The organism is Acinetobacter sp., from assembly GCF_039596015.1.
Classification (GTDB): Bacteria; Pseudomonadota; Gammaproteobacteria; order Pseudomonadales; family Moraxellaceae; genus Acinetobacter.
Genome location: NZ_JBCNKN010000001.1, coordinates 310,827 through 336,969, shown reverse-complemented (window position 1 = coordinate 336,969; position 26,143 = coordinate 310,827). Strand labels below are relative to the sequence as shown.

The 26,143-nt window shown below is 38.0% G+C and carries 26 protein-coding genes and 1 other RNA gene; 14 read left to right on the top strand and 13 right to left on the bottom strand.

All coding sequences use genetic code 11. The annotated features are described in order from the left end of the window. Nucleotides 1-195 precede the first annotated feature (195 nt). The gene (locus ABDV70_RS01400) at nt 196-1,098 is read right to left on the bottom strand and encodes a LysR substrate-binding domain-containing protein (protein ID WP_343594807.1); all 903 of its coding nucleotides are present in this window, start codon (nt 1,096-1,098) and stop codon (nt 196-198) included. A gap of 87 nt (nt 1,099-1,185) precedes the next feature. On the opposite strand from ABDV70_RS01400, the gene ABDV70_RS01395 reads away from it, so the two are divergent. Continuing rightward, nucleotides 1,186-1,677, top strand: a complete 492-nt coding sequence (locus tag ABDV70_RS01395) for a GNAT family N-acetyltransferase (protein ID WP_343594806.1) — start codon at nt 1,186-1,188, stop codon at nt 1,675-1,677. A 343-nt stretch (nt 1,678-2,020) separates the two neighbouring features. On the opposite strand, the gene ABDV70_RS01390 is transcribed toward ABDV70_RS01395, so the two are convergent. The 3 genes from ABDV70_RS01390 to ABDV70_RS01380 all read right to left on the bottom strand — a co-directional run bounded on the left by ABDV70_RS01390 (nt 2,021) and on the right by ABDV70_RS01380 (nt 5,714). Further along, nucleotides 2,021-3,055: a 3-deoxy-7-phosphoheptulonate synthase gene (locus ABDV70_RS01390; protein WP_343594805.1), complete on the bottom strand. Its 1,035-nt coding sequence runs from the start codon at nt 3,053-3,055 to the stop codon at nt 2,021-2,023. A 389-nt stretch (nt 3,056-3,444) separates the two neighbouring features. Then, nucleotides 3,445-5,313: a SurA N-terminal domain-containing protein gene (locus ABDV70_RS01385; protein WP_343594804.1), complete on the bottom strand. Its 1,869-nt coding sequence runs from the start codon at nt 5,311-5,313 to the stop codon at nt 3,445-3,447. 128 nt (nt 5,314-5,441) lie between these two features. Beyond that, nucleotides 5,442-5,714, bottom strand: coding sequence for an HU family DNA-binding protein (locus ABDV70_RS01380; protein WP_343594803.1), 273 nt, complete (start codon nt 5,712-5,714; stop codon nt 5,442-5,444). Between the two features lie 466 nt (nt 5,715-6,180). Here ABDV70_RS01380 and ABDV70_RS01375 point away from each other — a divergent pair, with 466 nt between their 5' ends. The 8 genes from ABDV70_RS01375 to fdx all read left to right on the top strand — a co-directional run bounded on the left by ABDV70_RS01375 (nt 6,181) and on the right by fdx (nt 12,276). After that, nucleotides 6,181-6,831, top strand: a complete 651-nt coding sequence (locus tag ABDV70_RS01375) for a hypothetical protein (RefSeq protein WP_343594802.1) — start codon at nt 6,181-6,183, stop codon at nt 6,829-6,831. A gap of 111 nt (nt 6,832-6,942) precedes the next feature. Further along, nucleotides 6,943-7,416, top strand: a complete 474-nt coding sequence (locus ABDV70_RS01370; RefSeq protein WP_343594800.1) for an Rrf2 family transcriptional regulator — start codon at nt 6,943-6,945, stop codon at nt 7,414-7,416. A 1-nt stretch (nt 7,417) separates the two neighbouring features. Continuing rightward, on the top strand, nt 7,418-8,635 hold the full coding sequence (locus tag ABDV70_RS01365) for an IscS subfamily cysteine desulfurase (protein ID WP_343594798.1): 1,218 nt from the start codon (nt 7,418-7,420) through the stop codon (nt 8,633-8,635). 76 nt (nt 8,636-8,711) lie between these two features. Beyond that, a complete protein-coding gene (gene iscU, locus ABDV70_RS01360; RefSeq protein ID WP_343594797.1) occupies nt 8,712-9,098 on the top strand; it encodes a Fe-S cluster assembly scaffold IscU in 387 nt (128 codons plus the stop codon). A 20-nt stretch (nt 9,099-9,118) separates the two neighbouring features. Continuing rightward, nucleotides 9,119-9,439, top strand: a complete 321-nt coding sequence (iscA, locus tag ABDV70_RS01355; protein ID WP_343594796.1) for an iron-sulfur cluster assembly protein IscA — start codon at nt 9,119-9,121, stop codon at nt 9,437-9,439. Between the two features lie 83 nt (nt 9,440-9,522). Continuing rightward, the gene (hscB, locus tag ABDV70_RS01350) at nt 9,523-10,038 is read left to right on the top strand and encodes a Fe-S protein assembly co-chaperone HscB (RefSeq protein WP_343594794.1); all 516 of its coding nucleotides are present in this window, start codon (nt 9,523-9,525) and stop codon (nt 10,036-10,038) included. A 26-nt stretch (nt 10,039-10,064) separates the two neighbouring features. Then, nucleotides 10,065-11,927: a Fe-S protein assembly chaperone HscA gene (hscA, locus tag ABDV70_RS01345; protein WP_343594792.1), complete on the top strand. Its 1,863-nt coding sequence runs from the start codon at nt 10,065-10,067 to the stop codon at nt 11,925-11,927. 10 nt (nt 11,928-11,937) lie between these two features. Beyond that, complete coding sequence (fdx, locus tag ABDV70_RS01340) at nt 11,938-12,276, top strand: ISC system 2Fe-2S type ferredoxin (RefSeq protein ID WP_343594791.1); 339 nt, start codon at nt 11,938-11,940, stop codon at nt 12,274-12,276. A gap of 172 nt (nt 12,277-12,448) precedes the next feature. Here fdx and ABDV70_RS01335 read toward each other — a convergent pair whose 3' ends face one another. From ABDV70_RS01335 to ABDV70_RS01315, 5 genes are all read right to left on the bottom strand, one after another. Continuing rightward, nucleotides 12,449-13,828 (bottom strand): adenylate/guanylate cyclase domain-containing protein, encoded by a 1,380-nt coding sequence (locus ABDV70_RS01335; RefSeq protein WP_343594790.1) that lies wholly within the window; start codon nt 13,826-13,828, stop codon nt 12,449-12,451. Nucleotides 13,829-13,935: 107 nt separating this feature from the next. Further along, nucleotides 13,936-14,370, bottom strand: coding sequence for an HIT domain-containing protein (locus ABDV70_RS01330; protein ID WP_343594788.1), 435 nt, complete (start codon nt 14,368-14,370; stop codon nt 13,936-13,938). Nucleotides 14,371-14,561: 191 nt separating this feature from the next. After that, nucleotides 14,562-18,020, bottom strand: a complete 3,459-nt coding sequence (gene mfd, locus ABDV70_RS01325) for a transcription-repair coupling factor (protein ID WP_343594914.1) — start codon at nt 18,018-18,020, stop codon at nt 14,562-14,564. A 128-nt stretch (nt 18,021-18,148) separates the two neighbouring features. Continuing rightward, nucleotides 18,149-18,655 carry a ribonuclease E activity regulator RraA gene (rraA, locus tag ABDV70_RS01320; RefSeq protein WP_343594787.1) on the bottom strand — a complete coding sequence of 169 codons (507 nt, stop codon included), beginning with the start codon at nt 18,653-18,655 and terminating at the stop codon, nt 18,149-18,151. Nucleotides 18,656-18,669: 14 nt separating this feature from the next. Beyond that, nucleotides 18,670-19,335 carry an NAD-dependent epimerase/dehydratase family protein gene (locus ABDV70_RS01315; protein ID WP_343594786.1) on the bottom strand — a complete coding sequence of 222 codons (666 nt, stop codon included), beginning with the start codon at nt 19,333-19,335 and terminating at the stop codon, nt 18,670-18,672. 203 nt (nt 19,336-19,538) lie between these two features. On the opposite strand from ABDV70_RS01315, the gene rpsT reads away from it, so the two are divergent. After that, nucleotides 19,539-19,808 (top strand): 30S ribosomal protein S20, encoded by a 270-nt coding sequence (gene rpsT / locus ABDV70_RS01310; RefSeq protein ID WP_343594785.1) that lies wholly within the window; start codon nt 19,539-19,541, stop codon nt 19,806-19,808. A gap of 176 nt (nt 19,809-19,984) precedes the next feature. On the opposite strand, the gene ABDV70_RS01305 is transcribed toward rpsT, so the two are convergent. After that, nucleotides 19,985-20,722 carry a phosphoglycerate mutase family protein gene (locus tag ABDV70_RS01305; RefSeq protein WP_343594784.1) on the bottom strand — a complete coding sequence of 246 codons (738 nt, stop codon included), beginning with the start codon at nt 20,720-20,722 and terminating at the stop codon, nt 19,985-19,987. A 47-nt stretch (nt 20,723-20,769) separates the two neighbouring features. Beyond that, complete coding sequence (locus ABDV70_RS01300) at nt 20,770-21,636, bottom strand: 3'(2'),5'-bisphosphate nucleotidase CysQ (protein WP_343594783.1); 867 nt, start codon at nt 21,634-21,636, stop codon at nt 20,770-20,772. 202 nt (nt 21,637-21,838) lie between these two features. Between ABDV70_RS01300 and ABDV70_RS01295 the strand changes: the two genes are divergently transcribed. From ABDV70_RS01295 to ABDV70_RS01285, 3 genes are all read left to right on the top strand, one after another. Next, nucleotides 21,839-22,279: a S4 domain-containing protein gene (locus ABDV70_RS01295; RefSeq protein ID WP_343594782.1), complete on the top strand. Its 441-nt coding sequence runs from the start codon at nt 21,839-21,841 to the stop codon at nt 22,277-22,279. A 145-nt stretch (nt 22,280-22,424) separates the two neighbouring features. Next, a complete protein-coding gene (gene recA, locus ABDV70_RS01290; protein WP_343594780.1) occupies nt 22,425-23,471 on the top strand; it encodes a recombinase RecA in 1,047 nt (348 codons plus the stop codon). Nucleotides 23,472-23,529: 58 nt separating this feature from the next. Then, nucleotides 23,530-24,021 carry a regulatory protein RecX gene (locus ABDV70_RS01285; protein ID WP_343594778.1) on the top strand — a complete coding sequence of 164 codons (492 nt, stop codon included), beginning with the start codon at nt 23,530-23,532 and terminating at the stop codon, nt 24,019-24,021. 14 nt (nt 24,022-24,035) lie between these two features. Here ABDV70_RS01285 and ffs read toward each other — a convergent pair. Next, an RNA gene (ffs, locus tag ABDV70_RS01280) (signal recognition particle sRNA small type) lies at nt 24,036-24,132 on the bottom strand. Between the two features lie 259 nt (nt 24,133-24,391). Here ffs and ABDV70_RS01275 point away from each other — a divergent pair. Continuing rightward, nucleotides 24,392-25,294: a YbgF trimerization domain-containing protein gene (locus tag ABDV70_RS01275; protein WP_343594777.1), complete on the top strand. Its 903-nt coding sequence runs from the start codon at nt 24,392-24,394 to the stop codon at nt 25,292-25,294. Between the two features lie 58 nt (nt 25,295-25,352). On the opposite strand, the gene lpxA is transcribed toward ABDV70_RS01275, so the two are convergent. Then, nucleotides 25,353-26,141, bottom strand: a complete 789-nt coding sequence (gene lpxA / locus ABDV70_RS01270) for an acyl-ACP--UDP-N-acetylglucosamine O-acyltransferase (protein ID WP_343594775.1) — start codon at nt 26,139-26,141, stop codon at nt 25,353-25,355. Nucleotides 26,142-26,143 lie beyond the last annotated feature (2 nt).

The following is a 26,143-nucleotide window of genomic DNA, read 5'->3' as shown; positions in this document are numbered from 1 at the left end:
AATGTTAGGTAACTTATTGTATATATGTATAATTGTGAAGTTTCTTCAACTGCAAAAAACTCAAAAATATAAAAAATTAGAGGACTCATAATCCGTTGGTCAACAGTTCGAGTCTGTGTGGGCCCACCATATAAAACAACCACTTAGGTGCATTAACCCTAAGTGGTTTTTTATTTTATAAACTCATGTAAGCAACTAAAATATCGAAAGAATTTGATTTTTCAACCAAGCTTGCGGAGATTTCAATTTATCACACTCTACAGAATAAATATTCACACGATATTCAGGCACTGCTATTGGCAGACTAAAAACATCAATTTCATGAATTTCTTTAAGGATTTCAACAGCTTTACTTGGAAGTGTAATCATGAGATCAGCCGATTGCATCATATAAGGTGCAATCATCATATTCGGTAATTCCAAAGAAATTTTTCGATACACACCCTGTGCTTTAAGTGATTCATCAATAATGCCATCATGCTCATTCCATGCGCTTATTTTAATATGATCAGCCTGAACATAATCATCTAAGGTTATATCTTGATATAACCCTTTGGGTGCCACAACGACATATCTGTCTGTAAAACATGGAGATACGTCAATCAAAGCAGAATTCATTTCTTCCTGCTCTGAGTACCCTACAATCAGATCTACTTTACCAAGAATCAAATTTTGCATAGATGCTTCCATATTTCTGAAAACAATTTTTAATTTGATATTCGGCGCAAGACCTTTTAACTTCTTCATAAGTAAAGGCAATATACAAAAAGCCGTATAATCTGTAGTTGCGATCGTCAATTCCACATCACTTATCGATGGGTCAAATTCATGACTTTTAAAAAGATGATGAGATAAATTCCTCAGACTTTCTGAAACAATAGGTGCTATTTCCTCTGCTCTTTTTGTTGCCGCCATTTTTCCCCCCATCCGAATAAATAGTGGGTCATCAAATACACTTCTAAGTCGATTGAGTGCATGACTAAATGCGGATGGGCTGAGATAGATGGCTTCCGCGGCCTTCGATACACTTCTATGTCGATATAAAGCATCAAATACCAAAAGTAAATTCAGGTCAAACCCATGTGGAATAGAGTGCATTTAATTCATTTTACGAGTGTAAAAAATGCAGTATATACATTTTATTTTTAATTTAAAATATTCATAAATTCTCTTTAGGTAAATTCGATGCATTATCAAATTCGACAAGTACAGCTTTCAGACGTTGAACGCTGTTATGAAATTGAGTCTTTGGCGTACCCTGTAGACGAAGCCGCTACAAAAGAAAAAATCCAAATCAGAGCCAAACAATATCCTGAGGGGTTCATTGTTTTAGAAGATCAAAATCAAATCATTGGTTTTATTAATAGCGGTTGCACAGATCACGTTGTGATGTCCGATGATCATTTTAAAGAGCTTGTAGGTCACATATCTTCAGGCGCCCATTTGGTGATTATGTCTGTTGTTGTCGACCCTGAGTTTCAAGGACAAGGATATGCGGCCAAACTAATGAATGCATTCATTGATTTGGCAAAATCATTAAATAAAAAATCGATTTATCTGATGTGTAAAGCTGAATACATCAAACTTTATGAAAAGTTTGGCTTTAAATTCACGCAAGTGTCCGAATCCTCACATGGCCATGCAAAATGGTATGAAATGCAGTTAGCGTTAATCTAATAACAGCGGAGAATTTGTCAATGTTCCTCCGTTTTATTGGCATAGCGAGTATATTACTTGCTGTTTTAATTTATGGTGGAGAAAAATATTATCTCATTCTAGGGACTTTTTTTGCGATAATAATCATGTTTTTCTCCTATGGAAAATCCCCAGAAGGAATGTTAGTCGGGATTTTTCTACTCTTGATTTTTACTGGTCTTAAAAATTAATACTTGTATTTCAGATAAATACCTCGTAGTTATTTGTGTAATATACCTAACGAAATGTTCACATTATTTGGGCTCATCTCTTTAAAAACTTGAGGTAAGCTTCTGTTTTGAAGTTTACCTCAATAAAATTTGGCTTAAGCACTTAATGAAAGCTGTCTTTGTTCATGTAATCGTTGGGCGGCACCTAACAAAAGATTTTCTGTTTTAACCCAGCCTAAACAACCATCTGTTACAGATTGACCATAAGTCATATTGGCACAGATTTTTTGTTGGCCATCAACTAGATGACTTTCGAGCATAACCCCCTTCACAGACGTCTGAACTCTTTCCATAATGACTTGCTGTAATACTGCTTGTTGTTGTAGCGGATCTTTCTGGCTATTTCCATGACTACAATCAACAATCAATGCAGGACAATCCACCGACTGTTTTTTTATTTTTACAATAGAATCCAAATCATAATTAGTACCTGTATTTGAACCACGCAAAATAAGATGTGGGAATGGATTCCCAACTGTATGTAATACCGTGGGTAAACCTGCTTGGCTCATAGCAAAGAATTGATGCGGCTTTTTTGCAGTTAATATCGCATCTAATGCAATTTGTATTGAACCATCTGTCCCATTTTTAAAACCGATAGGAAAGTTTAAGCTACTGGTGATTTCTCTATGAATTTGAGATTCTGACGTGCGTGCACCAATCGCCCCCCATGCTAATAAATCGTCAAAATAACCAGTAACCATTGGGTTTAAAATTTCACTGGCAATTGGCAACCCCATTTTGACAAGTTGTAAATATAAATGGCGCGACTGCTCCAATCCTTTTTGTAAATCTGCTTGTCCATTTAAATCTGGATCATATAAAAAACCTTTCCAGCCAACAGTGGTTCTTGGTTTTTCAATATATGCTCGCATGACAATGAATAAGTCATCTATAACAGATTGCTGTAAAGCCTGTAATTTTTCAGCATATTCAAGTACAGCAACTGGATCATGAACTGAGCAAGGGCCAACGATCACCAATAAACGATGATCTTTTCCAGACAAAATGTTCTCAATAATTTTGCGCTGGGTTGCGATTTGCTGCATGGACAAGATATCCAAAGGATATTTTTGTTTTAATTGCTGCGGTGTATCCAAGTTTTGCTGTGTCGAGATGCAAGTATTCATTTTCGTTTCCTGAGGATTCCTCCTCTAAATTCATGTTAATAATTGGGTTCTATGTTGCTGGTGACTCAAATAAAATGACATCCAAAAATATTGTTTAAAGTATGAGAAATAATAGTGAACCATTTTTAACTCCGATAAAGCATAAAAAAACCTGACTGGGGTTGCCCAGTCAGGTTTCAAAATTCAACTTGGGCAACCTATTTATTTTGCCCAAACGCGTTCAGGCAACTATGTAAATTGCCAAAAATACGCGTAAGTAATAACAGGTTGCTGAAGTAACATAATATTTTGAAAAATCAAAAAACTTACTATTAAAATACGCCTGTTTTTTTAAGAATGCAATCCCCTTTTTATGGCAAATAAAAAAGCGCCGAAGCGCTTTTTTAAACTTATTTGATTTTTGCTTTAGATTTTAAATATTCAATATAATCCGCAAGTTCTTGTTCGTTACGTGATTGTTGATACCAATTTTTAAGCTGCTGCTGTTGTTCAGCACTCAGAGATTTAACACCACTACGTATCACATTCGATACACCAACCACAACCATTTCATTTGGCAACGCTGCCGTACCCACTGACCACATACCTGCTTTAGGCGTTGGCAATGTAAATGCAATGTTTGCAATTTCTGGTTTTAAATTTTGACGTGTAAGTACACCCGCTTTTACAAATTTAAGCGTATTCGATGCTAACACTTGAGCGGCTGGCTGTTTTTTAAATGCATTTAATGTCGCTGCAATTTTTGCTTTTGCCAAGGCTTCAGCTTTCTGGTTCAGCACTTTCACTTTAATAGCAGGCGTTGCCTGAGCCAATGATTGAACTCCAGCAGGCTGATAATTTTTAATTTTGATCCAAACAACATTGCCATTGCTTAATTGGATGTTGCTCGACACATTTCGATCACCATTTTTTACATCGTCATTAAATAGTTTTGCTTTTACATTTAAATCACCCAAAACAGGATCTTTAGTCAAAGCAGTCACATTTTTTGCAGATGAAACTTTTGCTGTTTTAAATGTTTGAACAATAGTATCTAACGCATCATTGCTAATAACTGTTTCATTTAAATTATTAACAGCATCAGTAAAAGCATTGGTCTTTTTCGATTTTTCAATCTCTGCAACCAATTGTCCTTTTACAGCCTCTAAACTTGGTACATGCGTTGTTGGCGCATTTGCTTCAATAATATGATAACCGAAACTGGTTTTTACAGGTTGAGAGATCTGACCATTTGCTAAAGAAGCAACAGCCGCATCAAACTCTTTAGAACCTAAAGTTCCTGTTTGATAACCCTCAAGCAAGCCACCTTTGGCTTTCGATGTCGGATCTTCAGAATATTGTTTTGCAGCAGCATCAAAACTCATACCCGCTTTAATTTTCGCTTCAACTTCATTCGCTAATTTTAAAGCGTCTGCGTCACTACGTGAGTCACGCGTGATCAAAATATGATGTACAACTTTATTGGCAGTTTTATTCAGATTATCCGCATACTTTTTATATGCTTGCTGAATTTCTGCATCGGTCGCTGCTGGTGCTGCAGTCGTCAACATATCTGGAGATAAAACAACATAGTCAACATCAACCGCAGCGTTTTGTTTAAAGCTGTTTTTGTGCTGATTATAATAGTTTGCAATATCTTGATTGGTGATTTGAACCTGTTTTTTATATTCATCAAGTTTGATGCTTGCCAAATATAGTTCACGTTGCTCTGTTTCAATATTTGCCAGTTGTTCAATATCTGACTTACTGACTACGGCATAATTAGAAATCGTTCCAGATAGCATTTTTAAAGAATGATCCTGACGCAAACTTGCAATCAGTTGGTCTTTTGTCATCCCTTTACTACGTAGGTAGTTACCAAATGCCTCATCACTAAATTTACCATTTACCTGAAAATCAGGAAGCTGTGACAACATTTGCACAAATTGAGTATCGCTTAAACTAATGCCTAATTTCTGTGCTTGTTGTAAAAGTAAAGATTTTGCAATGAGCGTATCCAAGGCTGAATTACGAATCACATCCATATTCAGAAGTGATGAATCCCCTTGTACGTATTGTAGATATTGCTGTTGATATGCTTTGACCAAATCATCCAGGTCTTTATTTGAGATGTCTTGACCATTAACTGTTTTAGCTACATCGGTTTTGTTCGATCCACTAAAATATCCTTCAATACCTACTAACGCTAAAGGAGTTAGAAATAACACAAGCAATGCTATACCTAACCAACCTTTAATCAGTTTACGAAACGATTCCATAAGTATTCCAATATTTTATTTGCGTGCGATTTTAACTGAAATCGGGAAATGAATGAATGTATTCACAGGCATTATTTTTCTTTATCTAATAAAAAACGCGCCTGAAGGCGCGTTCTATAGATTCTTTATTAAGCGACAGAATCTTTTAGGCCTTTTCCTGCTTTAAAGCTTGGAACTTTGCTTGCTTTAATTTGTAGTTCTTCACCAGTCTTTGGGTTTCGACCTGTACGAGCGCTACGTTCTTTTACGTTAAAAGTACCAAAACCGACTAAAGTAACAGTATCACCACTTTTTAACGCTTCTGTAATTGAAGCAATAGTCGCATCTAATGCTTTACCAGCATCAGTTTTAGACAATCCCCCTTTTGTAGCAATCGCATCAATTAATTCTGATTTATTCATGAAGGTTACGTCCTCTTAATAATATAGGGTTTTAAGATCCAAGGCTTTTGAATATACCGTATAATGCCTTTATAGCAATGCTTAGGGGCAAAACGCAATACTCTATAAATGCTTTTGTAGAAATTTCAGAGGAAAACTTAACAAAAAAAGCGCAATCTGACATTTTTTGCTGAAAACTTCCGCGTTTTTCTCAGATCTGCAACTTACTAGGCAATCTATAAAATTAAAGTGTTTGTACATCCTTTAAGGTCATCAAAAATGAGAACCCGTCAGTCAATAAAAAGGTTTGTCTCAAAGAATAGAATCACACCAAAATTGTAGAAAATTTGCCTAAAAGCCTAAATGTTGTATCTTTAAATTACATATATCACTTGCACATTTCTTGAAACTATTTTAAAAAAGCCAACCTAAGATTGTTTGAGCATATCAATGGAGTGAAAATGTTCATTGAGGAATTTTTAACAGTATGAATAAGTCACAACAGAAACAAGAACAGCCACACTTTTTATTAAATGTCAGTATGATTGCGCTTGAAACTTTTTACAGCTTTGTGTTCAAACACGATGATGTTATTCAATTACATGCTCAACAATTTATTAATGAACAGCTTACCGTTAAAGTGAACTGCTATATTCCCTATGTCGACTTTTATGTCAGATTCACCCGACAAGGTATTTTATTTGATTTGCAACCACCCGCTTCAGAACCTGATTTAGAAATTAGTGCTACCGTTTTTGGTTATGTACAGGCATTACTTCTTGGTAACACACGAAGCGTCAGATCGATTCGTATGTATGGAGGCGATGCGCATATAAAAGATCAGTTTAAGGATTTACTGGTTCAACTTGCATTGCCTAAACTTCTTTCTGACTGGAAAAAGTGGTTATTTCGCCCAAATCAAGATGGGGATACGTTTGCATCCAAACGCCGTATTACACCTTTATTAGAGAAAATTGAGTATCAGCGCTCTAAGATCAATTCATTACAAGTTGAAGTAAAACAATATAAAAATAGGGTTCGTAACTTACAGACGAAACAACGCCGGTTAAATATTTTTTTCATTTGTATTATTGTCGTACTTGCTGTGATTTTAGGTTATACTAAAACAATGCAATAACTATCATAATATTTCAAATCACCGCGCTCTAATTTAGCATTAAAAAAACTTGACTAATTTAGTCAGGATTCATAAAATTCAAGTATCTAGTCTAAACATGTGTATCGAATCATGCGCCTAACCACTCGCGGTCGCTACGCAGTGACTGCTCTACTTGACCTCGCATTGCAGCCTGCTGATCAAACGATTACGCTTGCAGAAATTGCAACGCGTCAAACTATCTCTGTTGCCTACCTAGAGCAGTTATTTGCGAAGCTTAAACGTCATGGCTTGGTTTCTAGTGTTCGTGGTGCAAATGGCGGTTACCATTTGGCTAAACGCGCAGAGGAAATTACCGTTTTAGAAATCATTGAAGCTGTAAATGAAACAGTGGATGCGACACGTTGTGATCACCAAGGCAATTGCCAAAATGGTGCGATGTGTCTTACTCACGATTTATGGCACAACCTATCAAACCATATTGCCGATTATCTAGAAAAAATCTCTTTGGCTGATCTCATCGCTCGCGATAATGTTCAAACTGTCGCAATTCGACAAAAGTCAGCATCTTTTGATTCAGAACTATTATCGGTTACAGGTATTTAACATGAAACGCCCTATTTATCTTGACTATGCGGCAACAACTCCTGTGCATCCACAGGTTGCTGAACGCATGATGGAATGTTTAACTGTTGATGGTACATTTGGTAACCCAGCTTCGCGCTCTCATGCTTATGGGTGGCAAGCAGAAGAAAAAGTTGAATATGCACGAGAGCAAGTGGCGAATCTTGTTAAAGCAGATCCACGAGAAATTGTCTGGACTTCTGGTGCGACAGAATCAGATAACCTTGCACTAAAAGGTGTTGCTCAATTTTATGCATCGAAAGGTAAGCATATTATTACCAGCAAAATCGAGCACAAAGCCATTTTAGATCCATGCCGTGAGCTTGAAGAAGAAGGTTTTGAAGTTACCTATTTAGACCCACAGCCACAAACAGGTTTAATTACACCTGAAATGGTTGCCGCAGCGCTTCGTCCTGATACCATTCTTGTTTCACTTATGATGGTCAACAATGAAATTGGGACTGTTACAGACGTTGCTGCAATTGGTGAATTAACCCGCGCAAATAAAACATTTTTCCACGTAGATGCAGCACAAGCCGCAGGAAAAGTTGAAATCGACTTAACTCAAATGAAAATTGATTTGATGAGTTTCTCTGGTCATAAAGTTTATGGCCCTAAAGGAATTGGTGCTTTATTTGTACGCCGTAGCCCGCGTGTCCGCTTAAAAGCACAAATGCACGGTGGCGGTCATGAACGTGGTATGCGTTCTGGTACGCTTGCGACCCACCAAATTGTTGGTATGGGAGAAGCTTTCGAGATTGCAGGGAAAGAACTTGCAGCCGAACAAGCACGTTTACGCGTCCTGCGCGATAAATTATGGAATGGATTACAAAGTTTAGAACAAGTCTTCTTAAACGGTCATCCTGAACATAATGTCGCAAACTATCTGAATGTCAGCTTTAACTTTGTTGAAGGTGAATCATTAATGATGGCTTTGAAAGATATTGCTGTTTCAAGTGGTTCAGCATGTACATCTGCAACACTAGAACCCTCTTATGTTCTACGTGCATTAGGTCTTTCTGATGAACTCGCACACAGTTCTATTCGTTTCAGTTTTGGTAAATACACAACTGAAGAAGAAATTGACCATGTTATTGCAGTCACCAAAGCCTCTGTAGAAAAACTTCGTGAACTTTCTCCGCTTTGGGATATGTATAAAGAAGGGATTGATCTTTCAACAGTTGAATGGGCAGAACATTAATCCATTGAGATTAATGTTTTCACCCTCATATAGATTATGAATACTCAGGCTGACAACCTAGGTTAGGAGAAATAACATGGCATATAGCGATAAGGTCATTGACCATTATGAGAACCCTCGTAATGTGGGTATCTTAGACAAAAATGCGTCAAATGTAGGAACTGGTATGGTTGGTGCACCTGCTTGTGGTGATGTAATGCGCCTACAAATTCAGGTTGATGATCAAGGTGTAATCGAAGAAGCTCGCTTCAAGACTTACGGTTGTGGTTCCGCAATTGCATCAAGCTCATTGGTTACTGAATGGCTAAAAGGCAAAACACTTGATGAAGCACAAGCCATCAAGAACATTGACATTGCCAAAGAACTTGCATTACCGCCAGTAAAAGTACACTGCTCTGTTCTTGCAGAAGATGCTATCAAGGCAGCAATTGAAGACTATCGTCACAAACAAGCGGATGCCTAAAACAGGCAAATGGGGTTTTCATGATTAACTTAACTGAAAATGCGGCGACTCATATTCGTAATTACCTGCTTAACCGCGGGAAAGGCGAAGGAATCCGTGTTGGTGTGAAAACTTCAGGCTGTTCAGGTTTGGCATATGTGCTTGAATTTGTAGATGAAGCCGATTCACACGATCAAGTGTTCGAACACTTTGGCGTAAAGGTTTTTGTTGATCCTAAAAGTCTGGTTTATTTAGAAGGTCTAGAAATGGACTATGTCAAAAATGGACTAAATGAAGGCTTTGAATTCAACAACCCAAATAAAAAAGGTGAATGTGGTTGTGGTGAATCCTTCACGGTTTAACTTGCCACATCCGCTCCTTCCTCGCAATAAAACAGTGTATAATCCACTGTTTTATTGACATTTATATCTCGTGGAAAATTCCCATGAATCATTTTGAGTTGTTTAATTTACCTGTCGCTCTCGATATTGATTTAACTATTTTAAAATCACAATTTTTAAAATTACAGCAACAATATCATCCAGATAAAGCACAAGATAAAGAACAGGCACTCATTCAATCAAGTGAGATTAATCAGGCGTATAAAACGCTGTCTTTGGTAGATAGCCGTGCAGCCTACTTATTGTCACTCAAAAAACAGGATCAACAATTAGATCAATCCATTCATGATTTTGAGTTTTTGCAATCGGCATTAGAAATTCGTGAGCAACTTGACGAAGCCACAACCGACGAGCAACTTCAAGGTCTAAAACTCGAAGTTCAGCAGTGGATGTCAGGTTTAGTGAATGAATTTAAGATTGATTTTACGGCTGAAGACTGGTCTGAAGCGCGCGATACTGTACGCAAACTCAGATTTTTCCAGCGGGTGATCAATGACATCGAAAAGGCAGAAGATCGATTATTGGATGATGATCATTTTGACCTGGATGATGAATTTTAGTTTTAATTTTTCAAGGATTTTTATCAATGGCTCTCTTGCAAATCGCTGAACCAGGTCAGTCTAGTGCCCCTCACGAACATCGAATTGCGATAGGGATTGACTTGGGAACAACGCATTCTTTAGTTGCGACCATGCGTTCAGGTCAAGCCAAAGTATTGCAAGATGAACAAGGGCGTGTTCTGCTTCCATCCATTGTTTATTATGGCTCTCCTCTCGCTTATGGAGACGACGCTAAACCATTTATTACGCAAGATCCTAAAAATACAATTGTATCTGTAAAGCGTTTTATGGGGCGTTCAAAAGCAGATATTAAGTTCCAGCATCCTTATGAATTAATCGGTGCAGACCATGAAATGCCAGCATTTCAAACAGCAGCTGGCGCTAAAACACCTGTAGAAATTTCAGCAGATATTCTCAAACAACTGAAAAACCGTGCAGAACAAAGTATCGAACAGCCAATTAATGGTGCTGTAATCACAGTTCCTGCTTACTTTGATGAAGCACAACGTCAGGCAACCCGAGATGCAGCACAACTGGCTGGACTCAATGTTTTACGTCTTTTGAATGAACCTACTGCCGCTGCGGTTGCTTATGGCTTGGACCAAGAAAGCAGTTTAACCACAGACCGTAATTATGTGATTTATGATTTAGGTGGCGGTACATTTGACGTTTCTGTTTTACGCTTTTCTAAAGGTGTATTTGAAGTTCTAGCAACAGGTGGACATACCGCACTCGGTGGTGATGATTTAGATCGTTTAATCGTAAAATGGGCAAAACAACAACTTCATTTAGAAAACTTAAATGATATCGAATATGCACACTTTATGGTTGCAGCACGAAAAGCCAAAGAGCAATTGTCTGATGTTGAAACTGTGCAACTCGAACTGCCTAATCATACATTAACTTTAGACCGTCCAACATTTGAATCGATTATTCAAGTGGCATTAGATCGCACAGTGACTGTATGTAAACGTGTGCTACGCGATGCAAAACTTACATTTGATGATATTCACAGTGTTGTCCTTGTAGGTGGCTCTACTCGCTCTTATGCTGTGCAAAATATTGTTGCTCAGTTGTTCAATCAAACCCCTTTGTGCTCGATTAACCCAGATGAAGTCGTTGCGATTGGTGCTGCAATTACAGCAGACCAACTGATCGGCAATCGTAATGATGGCTCATTATTGCTTGATGTGACTCCACTCTCTCTTGGTTTAGAAACCATGGGCGGCTTAGTTGAACGTCTAATTTCCAGAAATACAGCTATTCCGGTTGCTCGTCGTCAAGAATTTACAACCTATCAAGATGGTCAAACTGCAATGCTGATCCATGTTGTTCAGGGCGAACGAGATCTTGTTGAACATTGTCGCTCTTTAGGTCGTTTTATTCTTCATGGCATTCCGCCAATGACGGCAGGACAAGCCCGCATTGAAGTGACTTTTCAGGTCGATGCGGATGGTTTATTAGCCGTATCAGCCAAAGAAACCACATCAGGCGTTGAAGCACATATTGATATCAAACCATCTTATGGTTTGTCTGATCAGGATATGCAGCGCTTAGTGCTTGAAGGCTTTGAATACGCAGAACAAGATAAGCAACTACGTCATTTGCAAGAAACCAAAGTTGAAGCTCAACGAGAACTTGAAGCATTACAACAAGCCCTCAATGTTGATGCTAACTTACTTGATAAAGAACAGTTGGTTGCACTTGAAACTGCTCAAAAAGCACTTCAAAAACAACTTGAGCATGAAGATATTAAAGCGATTGAACACGCTGTTCAGCAACTGAAAGTTCATAGTGATGCCTTTGCAGCAATTCGTATGAATCGCCATATTGACCATGCACTCAAAGGTACTAAATTAGACGATTGGTCAAACTCAACTTCTGAATAGGTAAAGATGAATGCCACGTATTAAAGTTCTTCCTCATGCACAAATTTGTCCAGAAGGTGCTGAGTTTAATGTAGATGAAAACAGCAACTTATGCGAAAGTCTTTTGCAAAATGGAATCAAAATTGAACATGCCTGCGACATGTCTTGTGCATGTACAACATGCCATGTTGTTGTACGTCGAGGTTTTGATAGTTTGACAGAAATGGATGATGTTGAAGCTGATTTGCTTGATCGGGCTTGGGGATTAGAGCCTGATTCACGCCTATCTTGTCAGGTTGTTGTAAAGGATGAAGACTTAGAAGTCGAAATTCCTAAATATACAATTAATCATGCTTCAGAAAGCCATTAATTTTATCATTTTTGATAGAGATAAGTTTTATCTTTAATCGAACTAAACCAAGTTAAGCTATTAGCTTGGTTTTTTTATTTTGTACAATTAAATTCATATTGTACTTTTAGGTTATCGCTTCTAGGCTTAATTGTTTTCGATTCAGATATTCATAATTAAGTTTTTAAAATTTTTATCTATTAATTTCATTCTGGATAATATCAGATTTTAAATATAAACGTTTTACGCCAGATTCTGCGGTAAACATTTGTTCCTGTTGAATCCGAACAATCATTTTTTCTAATATTTCAATCAGCTGTTCATGTTCATAATGTTGAACTTCTTCAAGGTTTAATAATAAATGAAAGCCCTTATATTCGTAATCAAACCATTGCTGTAATTCAGAATAAACGCCTGTATGTTTATCCATGACTTGCCAGGTGTCAATTGATTCACTTAGCCCTTTTAACTGCATCGGTTCTTTGGGAATACAAATAAAAGCATCTCGAATCAGTTTATATGTTGAACCTGAAATAAGAATTTCATCTGGACTTGCTGCTGCTTGTAGCCGAGAAGCTAAATTCACATCATGACCAATCAGCGTATATGACATTCGATAATCTGAACCGTAGTTGCCTACATGGCAATATCCTGTACTAATTCCCATGCGAATATGAAGTTCTGGAAACCCCATTTTCAACCATCGCTCACGTAAAACATGCATTTGTTGACGCATAGTCAATGCCATCTGAACGCAGCGCTTGGCATCTTGCTCTACACCACTAGACTGAGGATCGCCAAAAAAAATCAGCATACCATCGCCAATGAATTTATCTAGCGTTCCTTCATAGCGCTTTGCAATCTCTGCCATATGACTTAAATAATCATTTAAGACAAATGCTAGATCCTCTGGAATTAATTTTTCTGCTAACTGCGTAAAACCAATAACATCAGAAAAAAAGACCGTCATTTTTTTTCGTTTATAATCGATTTTTGCTTGTGTTTCCCCTCTCATGATGGACTGCCATAACTGCAAAGGTGCATATCGGCTGAGTTGATTAGAGAATTGAACATATCGATTCATTTGTTCTTGATAATAATCTTTTGTCGCAAGCAATTCCTGTAATTTAATTCGATTAAAATAATGCGTCAATCCGATACAAACCCCAAAACAAATTAAACTGTAAATGGTCAGAATACTGCTGCCCTGATTAAAATAATTATCGAAATCGTAAAGAAAATAACCACCTAAATAAAAGACAAAAACAGCAATCAAAAAGGCGATACTCAAGGTCATAAAATGAATTTTATAGATATGACTGATATACCAAAGACAAATTAAGGTTAGACCGCTAAACACTAGAGAACAATGAACGGCTGAAAATCCAAATGCAACAACAGCCGAATCAAGAATAAAAATAATTTGTCTGATTTGATTAAATGCGCGTTGCTTTGCAAAATAAGATAGCAATTGCCCTATCAGGAAAATAGAAGCGAAAAATAGAAATGCAACATAATGCTGCATGGTTAGAGGCGATGGAAAGTAATATAAAAGTACAGCAAAAGACAACATAAGATATGCCATGAGTCGGAAAACACATTCCTGAATCAATCTAATTTTTATTGTCCGTTCAAATGGCACTTTTGCCTAACCTCTAAGCAACATTATGTTCCTGATGATCAGTCCATACGCCAATCAAAAGGCATATCACCCTGACCACGTAAAGCAAGCATCAATGTCTGGCGCATGTGTGCAAGCACATCATTGCTATATGGTACTGCTGGTAATCCCCACACTGGTTTTGGCCAAGCTGTATCATTTTGATAGCGTACAATATGGTGAAAATGAAGTTGTGGCACCATATTGCCTAATGCAGCGACATTCATTTTATCTGCACGGAAAACACGGGAAAGCTGACTAGATAACCAACTTGATTCACGAAGAAATTGTTCTTGATCGGCAGGGCTTAGCTCATATAATTCTGTAATTCCAGGAACACGTGGAATTAAAATAAGCCATGGAAACTGCATGTCATTCATTAAACGACAAGTTGATAATGGAAAATCGCCAACAAGAAACGTATCTTGGGCTAATTGGGGATGTAAACTAAACATATCTTTATAAATCGTAAAAATAACGAAAAGTAGCCTAATACTATCATATCCAATTTGACATGAATATGAACTCTGTAAGCTTTTGTTCTGCTAATTGCATAGAACAAAAGCTTTCATTGATCAGCAGAAGGATTCTTGGTTTTTTGATAAAAATTCAAAACTTACAATTTACCCTATCACAACCAAAACAATTACCTTAAATCTTGCTGTAATTGCTGAAAAAGGTCTTTAATAAAACGTATACGTTTTTCGTATTCCTGTAATGCCACCATGATTTTTAAACGCTGCCCGCCTTCCATTCGGAAATAGGTCGGTTGCTTTTGCATCATCTGAATAATGCTGATGGCTTGCACAGGCGTATCAGGAGAAAATTCGATATATCCACCATTTTGATGAATATCAACTTTTGTCACACCTAAATTTTCTGCCTGTAAACGTATTTCGTGGACACTAAACAATTGCTTAACGGCTATAGGCAACACACCAAAACGATCAATGAGTTCCATACGAATGTTCGATAGTTTTTCCTCAGAATTCGCATTACTGATTCGCTTATAAAACAATAGACGTTGATGCACATCGCCTAAATATTCATCTGGAATTAACGCTGGCATATGTAAGTTAATTTCTGCGGTTAAGCTCAATGGTGCATCAAAGTTTGGAGTTTTACCCTTTTGAATGGCCTTGGTCGCTTTTTCTAGCATTTCCATATAAAGGCTATAACCAATTGCCTGCATAGAGCCACTTTGTTTTTCACCGAGCAGCTCACCAGCCCCTCGAATTTCCAAATCTTCCGTAGCCAACATAAAGCCTGCCCCAAGAGTCGAAGCACGCTGAATCGCATCTAAACGCTTCTCGGCATCCCCTTTTAGGCCTTTCATTGAAGGCACTAACAGATAGGCGTAAGCCTGATGATGGGAACGTCCTACACGACCACGTAACTGATGCAGTTGTGCTAAACCTAATTTATCTGCGCGTTCAATAATGATGGTATTGGCATTTGGAACATCAATTCCCGTTTCCACAATCGTTGAGCAGACCAGAACATTATATTCTTTATGATAAAACTGCTGCATCACATGCTCGAGTTCACGTTCACGCATTTGACCATGCGCAACTGCAACACGTGCTTCAGGAACAAGTGCACGAATATTTTCAGCAGTACGTTCAATCGTTTCGACTTCATTGTGCAAGAAATAAACCTGACCACCACGCAGCAATTCACGCAGAATCGCCTCTTTAATGGTTGCATCGGTTTCTTCCTGAACGAAAGTTTTCACCGCCAGACGTCTTGCTGGAGGTGTTGCAATGATAGATAAATCCCGCATACCACTAAACGACATATTTAATGTACGTGGAATAGGTGTGGCTGTTAGGGTTAGCATATCAACATCTGCACGCATGGCCTTAATGCGTTCTTTATCTCGAACACCAAAGCGGTGTTCTTCATCAACAACCATTAAACCAAGCTGCTTAAACTGGATATTTTCCTGTAAGATTTTATGCGTTCCAATCACAATATCGACTTTACCTGTTGCCAAGTCTTCAATTGTAGAAAGATGTGTTTTATTCGAACCAAAACGTGACAATACTTCTATGCGAATCGGCCAATCGGCAAAACGGTCTTTAAATGATTCATAATGCTGCTGGGCTAACAACGTGGTTGGAACCAACACTGCAACTTGCTTATTATTTTGTACTGCAACAAATGCCGCGCGCATCGCGACTTCTGTTTTACCAAATCCAACATCACCACAGACCAGTCGATCCATTGGTCGAGCCTGTTGCATATCGTGTAATGTCGCATCAATCGCATTGGCTTGATCTAATGTTTCCTCATAGGCAAAGCCACTGGCAAATTGCATATATAAACGCTGATCAATTTCAAAGCCATAACCCGGTTTTGCCTGACGACGTGCCTGAATATGTAACAGCTCTGCGGCAACATCATGAATTTGCTCTAGCGCCTTACGTTTTGCTTTACCCCATTGGTCATTTCCAATTTTATGCAATGGCGCCAAATCAGGATCACCACCACTATAACGACTGATCAGGTTTAAATTTGATACAGGGACATAAATTTTCGCTTCATCAGCATAGTTCAGTTGTAAAAATTCATATTCCTGTTCATCAATCGTTAAAGTTACTAACCCCGCATAACGCCCCACACCATGATCAATATGAACCACAGGTGCACCAATACTCAGCTCGGTTAAACTTCGGACTAAAAACTCTTCAGAAATTTCCTGCTGACGTTTTTTGCGTCGCTGCATAACACGATGTTCATACAACTGATTTTCAGAAATAATAGCCAGTTGATCTGCAATCACTAAACCGCGGTCTAAAGGTGCATTGGTAATCGCAACGGAATACTGCGATTGAATAAACTGTTCAAAAGACTCGACCTGAGGAATATCTCCCAAACTTGGACGTAAAGCATCTTTTAATGTTTCCCGACGACCCGCACTTTCAGCCACAAAAAGCACAGGATAATGCGCAGCATCAACATACTGTTTTACTTTATGAAAAGGATGTTCTGATTTTGCATCAACAGGTAATTGAGGAGGCGTTAATGTATCAAAATTTACCACCCCTGCTTTTTCTGGCAATACGTCAGATGACACAATAATTCGTCTGAATTGATTCATCACCTGCGCAACTTTTTGCGGTGCTAGAAAAATATCTTCAGGTGCAAGAATCGGCTGATCAATATTGTGTCGACGGTCTTCATAACGCCGATAAACATCCTGCCAAAACTGTAACAAAATACCGTCTAAATCATCTGTTGCAATCACAATCGCATCTTGAGGCAAATAGTCGCTCAAGCTACTTTGTGTTTCCATTTCTGCTGCGCCAAAAAACAAAGGAAAATAAAATTCCAACCCTGGCGAAGCAATTCCTTCTAATACATCTTGATAAACAGGATTTTTTTTCGGATTTGCTGTTGGGAACTTCTCTGCATACCGATCTCGAAAAGTAGCACGAGCCTCTTTAAGCGGAAACTCCTTAGCGGGTAGAACCCGAAACTCTTGCAGATTTTGCGTTGTACGCTGCGTTTCTGGATCAAAAAATTTTAAGCTATCAATTTCATCATCAAATAGATCAATTCGAATAGGTGCTTGCTGACCAGACGCATAAATATCCATGATACTTCCGCGTACTGCAAACTCACCATGGTCATAAACCGTATCGACCAGTTGATAACCTGCTTGAATCAAGCGTTTCTTTTGTTGTTCTAAATCTAATCTTTGCCCCACCTGAATATCAAAATGCTCACCTAGTACCCAAGAAACAGGTGAAACACGTTGCGCCAAAGTAGTTGCTGAAAGCAATAAAATCCCAGACGTTGGCATATTGGATAAAATAGCCAATCGCTCAGACACAATATCTTGATGTGGAGATAAACGGTCGTAAGGAAGAATCTCCCAATCAGGGAAAATTGTTGGTTTTACGCCATAAAACTCAAATTCACTTTCTAGTTGAGCCAAATGTTGATTATTTCGGGCAATCAATACAAATAAATGAGAAGATTGCTCAACAATCTCTTTAAATAACAACGCACTCGCTGAACCAAGCAAACCACCCGCCCAACGTTTTTCATGTTGTCTTAACTGCTCTAAATTTAATAATTGAATATGCTTTGAAAAAATAGACATGGATCTAAGAAGTAGCCTGTTTTCAGATATCTGATAATAGTAGCACGTCTATTTTTATCTGTTCAGAGCATTCGGTAAATTTTGCCCCTCAAAAGACATCACTTTAAAGGCGCTTTTGTATATTACAGATCAATTAGTTTTTTTTCTGAGATGATGATGCCATTATTGTCCGCATAGACGTATTGTCCCGGAATAATAATCGCGCCGCCCAATTGTAATGCAACATCGACCACACCAATGCCTTGACGATGGCTTTTTCGAGGTATCGCTGCCAATGCATGTACACCAAGCTCCAACGTTGCCAATGCATCTACATCCCGCACACAGCCATAGATAATAACCCCATTCCAATGGTTTTTGACCGCAGACTCCGCAATCATGTCACCCATCAATGCACAACGCATAGATGCACCACCATCGACAATCAAAACCTTACCTGTTCCATCGGTTGCCAGAACTTCTTTTACCCGTGAATTATCTTCATGACATTTAATGGTTGCAATTTCGCCGCCAAAAGTTTTTACTTTTCCATAACTGCTAAAAAACTTTCCATCAATGCTCGGCCCAATAACTTGAATTTCTTCATCAGGATGGTCATCCAATAAATCGCAAGTCACAAAAGAAACCATACTGTTCTCCCTCTTCAGTGTTGTATGTCCAAATTATCATAAATTTTGAAGTTTTCAGTTTGTGTTAATGCAGCCTCGACCATAGTCTTAGCTACCTGCATTGCTGTAACAGGCTTATATTTATAGCGTTTAGGCAGATAGTTTTGAGTTCGCAAGAAAACCATCTGGGCTAATTTTTCGAAAAACCGAGTATCTTGATGTTCACCAATCAACAATGATGGCCGAAAAAGAGATATTTTCTGAAAATTTAATGCTTGAATATCTTGTTCTAACTGCCCTTTGACTCGACCATAGAAAAATAATCCGTGGCTAGATGCTCCTGCTGCGCTAATTAAAAGGTAATGGACGCCTTTATTTTGTAACAATTCTGCAAAGTGCATATTAATGCCATAATCGATATTGTAAAAATTTTGTTTCGATTTTGCCTGTTTCAAGGTCGAACCTAAGCAACTAAAAGCATATGTATAGCCATTCACATCTTCTTCATTCAGCATAAGAAAATCATCTAAAATCAACTGCTGAACTTTCTTGAGTTCGGTATATTGAGGTTGTAATTTACGAACTACAATCGTGATATTTTCAAATGCTTCTGAGGCAATAAGCAAGGAAACGAGCTGTTTTCCAACTAACCCAGTTGCACCGATCACAATGGCTTTTTTATCAAATTGAATATTTTTCATTATTATTTACCATTTTAAACTTCTATTTTTGCACATTTTTTACACTTTTTCAAAATCTAAATTACATCAAACCTTGATAATACTTGACTTTAGAGCAAGGTTTTATCAAAATAACGCACTTGTTTACGGGCTGGTTCAAGCAAATTGAGTAGTTTCAATGTGTTTCAGCCCGCCCAGACCAATCTAATTCAAGGAGTGCAAGAGTGGCAAACTCTGCTCAGGCTAAAAAACGTGCGCGTCAAAACATCAAAGCGCGCAAACACAACGCAAGCTTGCGTTCTATGGTTCGTACTTACATCAAACGTACTGTAAGTGCTATTGCTACTGGTGACCACGCTGTTGCTACAGAAGCTTTCAAAAAAGCTGTTCCTGTTATCGACCGCTTGGCTGACAAAGGCATCATCCATAAAAACAAAGCTGCTCGTCATAAGAGCCGTTTAAATGCACAAGTTAAAGCTTTAGCTTCTAACTAATTGCATTAAAAAAGCCCCACAGGGGCTTTTTTAATATCTAAAATTAGCAAAATAGTATTAACCTAAAGCAATATGCTCCATCGTTAAAGCATTTCCCTTATACAAAAAAGTCATAGATCAAAAATCACTAAATACTATTCTGAAAAATCAAAATACATGCTTAACAAAATATTCCATCAAGGTCTTTGTTGCTGAAATTCACGAATCGAGAGTTGATGCAATTCCCCTCTCCAAATCCACTTTAATACACTCTCAGCAAAACAATCACCCTCAAACCAGACAAAAACACCTTCCATCATTTGCGGCCAGTCGCTTCTATTAAGCTGATTTTGATTTCTTATCACTGCAAGCATCGCTGCAATAATCGTATCGTGACTCACAGCCAGACTTAATCCTCTAGCGTGACGTGGGTGTGTGTTATAAATCAACTCTAATACATCAACAACCCCCGTAATGGGATGTTTCATTCCGGGTAAGGCATTATTCACAAAACTATTAATAAAGCCCAAAGCACCCTGTTTTTTGAAATAAGGCGCGACTTGTTGGATATCTAGCACAAAGCTCCCTGGCTCAACTAATAGCCCCTGCTCAACAATCTCTATATGATGTGTATTTTGGCGCATTGTAATTTGGTCTGCACCTTGAATCATTAATGCCGCAGTATCAACACAACGCTGAATCGGGCTTGAAATACAGTGTTGAATCACTCGATCTGTATTTTGGATGAGATATTTTCCCCAAGCTTCTGCTAAGTCTTTACCTTCATTGGTTAATTGCAAATCATAGCCAGCCAACCCCTGCCCAGAAACAATTTCTCGTATTGAATGTCGAGTAAATAAAGTTACAGGCGTTTTATGATCAGGCAACAAATCTATCGCCTGTATCATGCTTTTAGGTAATCGCTCTAAAGACATTCCAATCCGTTCAACTACATTCCATACTTCACTATATCATGTCACAATTAAAGAAGCTGCGATTTAATCATTTCATCTAATACCCGTAGACCTAGCGCTTTACCTTCAGGTGACATAAAAGCAATAAATCCATCATTGAGCAAAGTTTCTCGTTGGTTATAGGTAAAAGGATGGCCATCTAGGCTAACCAACCCGCCACCGATGCTCTCTAACAACCCTTGCCCAGCACTGGTGTCCCATTCACAAGTCGGATGAAAACGAGGATACAGATCAATTTCACCCTCTAACATCATACAAAACTTATAAGCACTTCCCGCTTGCACAGACGCTACCGAATATGAATGTTGTAAAATTTCTAAAAAGGACTGATATTCCGTTTTTCGACTTCGATGGCTTAAACCAAGTTTGACATGATGCTGAAACAGATGATGCGTTTGCTGATAAAGCAACCATTGTTGATTATCCTGAACGTATTTATATGGCATTTGATGCGTATAGCCCAAATACACCAAACGCTGAGCAGGCACAGCAATGACCGAAAAAATCGTTTTCCCATGTTCAATCAAACTCAGATTAATCGTAAATTCTGGTCGTTTTTTTAAAAATTCTTTGGTTCCATCTAATGGATCTAATAACCAACATTTTTCCCATTGGTGTCGCAATGTTGCATCATTTTCTTCAGACAAAACAGGAATTTCAGGTGTTAGTTGTGCCAATTTTTGCAAAATAAAGGCATTTGATTTTAAGTCTGCTTGCGTTACAGGAGAATTATCCTCTTTTCTTTGAATATCAAAACATTCTTGCTCTCCACAATACGCCTCATATTCTTGCTCTAGAATTGAATTTGCATCACATACAATTTCTAAAATTCTTTGAATTAAAACATCACAAGGTGCAGCACAGGGAACAAACATTGTTCTTTTCCTTTTCATCTACATTAAAGATTTTTTACTTATTTCAAAACATACTTGCAAATTAAATCAGCACCCTCATTGTATAATAGGTTGATGATTTATATCAGTGTGTTGACTCTCATAAGATGGCAAAAGAAATCCCTTTTAGCGTTTATGTGTAGTCACAAGATTTAGACACTCTATTGATTATTATAGGATGTGCATGAAAAAGTATGAAGAGCCAGTTACTGAAGGTATGCGTGTAGACAAATGGTTATGGGCTGCCCGTTTTTTTAAAACACGTTCTATCGCAAAAGCAGCCATTGAAGGTGGGAAAGTACACCATCAAAATGAACGGGTAAAAGTTTCAAAAGAAATTCGTATAGGAATGGAGCTTACAATTCAACAAGGCATAGATAAAAAAACAGTTGTAGTAAAAGCACTTTCTGAAGTCCGTGGGCCAGCACCCATTGCTCAGCAATTATATGAAGAAACAGTCACAAGCGTTGCACGTCGGGAGTTGTTTGCGGCTCAGCGTAAACTAAATAATTTAGCGCGACCAGACCACCGCCCGAATAAAAAAGATCGTCGACAAATTCAAAAATTTAAGCAAGATCATGACCAACAATATGATGATTCATGGAGTTACCATGATGGGGTTTAATGGCGACAACTTATGTCGCATGTAGCAAAATCAACATAGATAAATTAATTTAAATCTGTCACTATAGTGAAGTGGTGTCGAGATTATCTTCCCTATACATCCACTTTATGTGTACGTGACATTATCATCGTTTTGAGGTTGTAAGATGGATGAAAATAAGAGCAAAGCGTTAAATGCCGCTTTGAGTCAAATTGAAAAACAATTTGGTAAAAATACGGTAATGCGCTTAGGTGACAATACCGTTCAGGCAGTGGAAGCTATATCTACAGGTTCTTTAACACTCGATATCGCATTAGGTATTGGTGGCTTGCCTAAAGGGCGTATTGTTGAAATTTACGGGCCTGAATCATCAGGTAAAACCACAATGACCCTACAGGCCATTGCACAATGTCAAAAGGCAGGTGGTACATGCGCTTTTATTGATGCTGAACATGCTTTAGATCCACAATATGCACGTAAATTAGGCGTCGATATCGATAACCTTTTGGTTTCTCAACCTGACAATGGTGAGCAAGCGTTAGAAATTGCCGATATGCTGGTACGTTCAGGTGCAATTGATTTAATCGTTGTCGACTCTGTTGCTGCCCTCACCCCAAAAGCTGAAATTGAAGGCGAAATGGGTGATTCTCACATGGGCTTACAAGCACGTTTAATGAGTCAGGCATTGCGTAAAATTACAGGTAATGCAAAACGACTTAATTGTATGGTCATTTTCATTAACCAGATTCGTATGAAAATTGGGGTTATGTTTGGTAGCCCTGAAACTACGACAGGTGGTAATGCCTTAAAATTCTATGCGTCTGTACGTCTAGATATTCGCCGTATTGGTCAGGTTAAAGAAGGCGACGAAATTATTGGTTCAGAAACCAAAGTTAAAGTCGTTAAAAACAAAATGGCACCTCCATTTAGAGAATCACTTTTCCAAATCCTATATGGGAAAGGTGTCAATCAATTAGGTGAAGTGGTCGACCTAGCTGTTCAGCAGGATATTGTACAAAAAGCAGGTGCTTGGTATTCATATCAAGGAAGCAAAATCGGGCAAGGTAAAAATAACGTCATTCGTCATTTAGAAGAAAATCCACAAATGGCGAAAGAAATTGAAGCACTCATTCGTGAACAGTTATTAACCACAAAAGATATTGCTCCTGCACGAACTGAAGAAGATGAGACTCCAGAATTTTTAGAAAGCTAAAAGCCAATCATCATATAGAACGCCCTTAGGGGCGTTTTTCTTTCATATAGGTTTATTTATGTTTCAAAAAAGACCATCCGAACATCAGAAAACACTCACAGGTGCTCGCCTACGTGCGTATGCTTTTGCTTTATTGGCGAAACGTGAACACTCCCAAAAAGAGCTTCGTGACAAATTAGAACGCTATGCTATAAACCCTGATGAGGTAGATGTCTTAATTCAGGAACTCGCAGAACAGCATTATCAAAGTAATGAACGCGTTGCAAAATTAGTTCTATCTAGCCAGATTAGACAAGGCAAAGGTCCTCGTCGTATTGCTCAAACACTTCAGAAAAAATCAATTGATCAAGAATATATAGAAAACGACTTACATGATATTGATTGGCTAGAACATGCCTATCAGCTAAAAATCAAAAAATTTGGATTAGCGGTAAGTAAGGATCAAAAAGAAATTGCAAAACAGATCCGATATCTACAATATCGAGGTTATGATATGGATGTAATTTTTAAAGCGATTCGCAGAGAAGCGAATGATGAGGACTGCTACTAATAAAATGGTGGCAGCCCTACCAGCAAAACCTCGGCACATCATATTTCTGCTACCGTTGCTACCTTCCGGTCCTGGCGGGGTTCACAGAGTACAATTGCGAGGCTACCAGCAGGGCTACCATTGCAAGGACAATTATAGAGATTTTAAAAAGCCATGCAAGTAAAATTCATGTGAAATTACATTCATTTAGTTTGTTTGTTTGTAAAAAGTACAAAATCATTCACCTTTCTTATTTTTAGGATACTTATTAAGCAATTACCAGAAAAATGATGCTTCATTGTAAATAGTTATTGCCTATTCCCATATAAACTTGATAATTAAACATCCGCTTTCTCGATATATTTCGACTTTTTTCTTTTCAGGTTTTGTTATGAAGTTTAAAAAAACGGCTTTGGGATGTATTACTTTCATGATGGTGAGCACTATTTGGGCTGCACCAATTGAAAATGTCAATTTAAGTCAAAATAGTGACAGTAATAATATCGCTGCAACTACTCCTGTTGCGAGCGCCATCAATGTTCCAACCAATTTAAACTGGGAACTGGTACAAAAAAGTGAACGCCTTGAAAACGAAGTACGATCTTTAAGAGGAGCTTTAGAGGAACAGCAAAATACGATTGATCAATTAAAAAAAGATGCAGAAAATCACTATAATGATCTGGATCAGCGTATTCAATTATTACAGCAAAAAGTAGATCCAGACACTTCATCCCAAGATACGAATAGCACAGATAGCAGTAATGATGCCACTCAAGGGGCTACTCCTGCAGCATCTTCAAATAACAACACTCCACCCTCAACCGCACCAACAAAGAAAGTAGATAACAAAGCACCTCCTACCACATCTTCAACAGTAAAAAATACAGCCTCTACAGCGACAGGAGTAACCCCAACAAAAAAGCCCCTGAATGAAAAAGAGGCATATACAGTCGCTCTGGACGCGTATAAACAAGGAGGTGCAAAATCAGCAATTACACCAATGCAGAGTTTTATTAAAACATACCCAAAGAGCATTTATATTGGTAATGCTCATTTTTGGCTTGCTGAATTTTATCTTGCAATCGAACCGCCAAATTACAATGAAGCAAAGAAAAATTATGAAATTGTTGCCAAGCAATACCCTCAGTCTTCAAAAACTCCAAGGTCGATTTATCAACTGTATAGTATTGCCAAAAATATAGATCACAATACAGTTTCAGCAAATTTATATCGCCAACAACTTTTAACCAAATATCCAAAATCTCAAGAAGCAGGGTTTATCAAAACTTCTTAAGTTAAAAATAAAAAAGGCTAAACCATCTGGTTTAGCCTTTTTTAGTAGAAACAAATGCTTAACGCACAATACCACGATCAGAATGTTCTAAAGAGTCAATTAACAATTGCACCTCTTTTACCTCTGGCAATATTTCTGTACGAATACGTTCAACTGCTTCGACTGTTGTTAGGTTTTCTTTATAGATGATTTTAAATGCTTCACGTAAACCTTGAATCACTTGTCTTGACCATCCACGACGACGCATACCTTCAAGATTTAAACCAAAAGCATGCGCTGGATTTCCAGAAGCTGTCACGTACGCAGGAACATCTTTTACAATTAAAGATGCTGCGCCGATCATGCTATAAGAACCAACCTTACAAAATTGATGAATTCCTGAATTACCACCAACGATCACATGGTCTGCAATATAAACATGACCCGCAACCCCAACATTATTTGCAAAAATGTTGTGATCTCCTATCTGACAATCATGTGCAATATGCGTATTTACCATAAGTAAATTATGACTGCCGATACGGGTTAAACTTTGATCTTGGGTTGTTCCACGGTGCAAAGTAGAGTGTTCACGAATAATATTGTGATCCCCTACTTCTAACCATGTTTCTTCACCTTTGTATTTTAAGTCTTGGCAAACTTCACCAACGCTGGCAAATTGAAAGATTTCATTGTGTTTACCAATACGAGTATATCCGCCAATCACAACATGAGAATGGAGTTTTGTCCCCGTATCAATTGTTACTTGAGGGCCAACAATACAATACGGCCCAATTTCTACATCTGATGCAATAACAGCAGACGAGTCAATAATAGCGGTTGGATGGATATATTCTTTATTGCTCATAC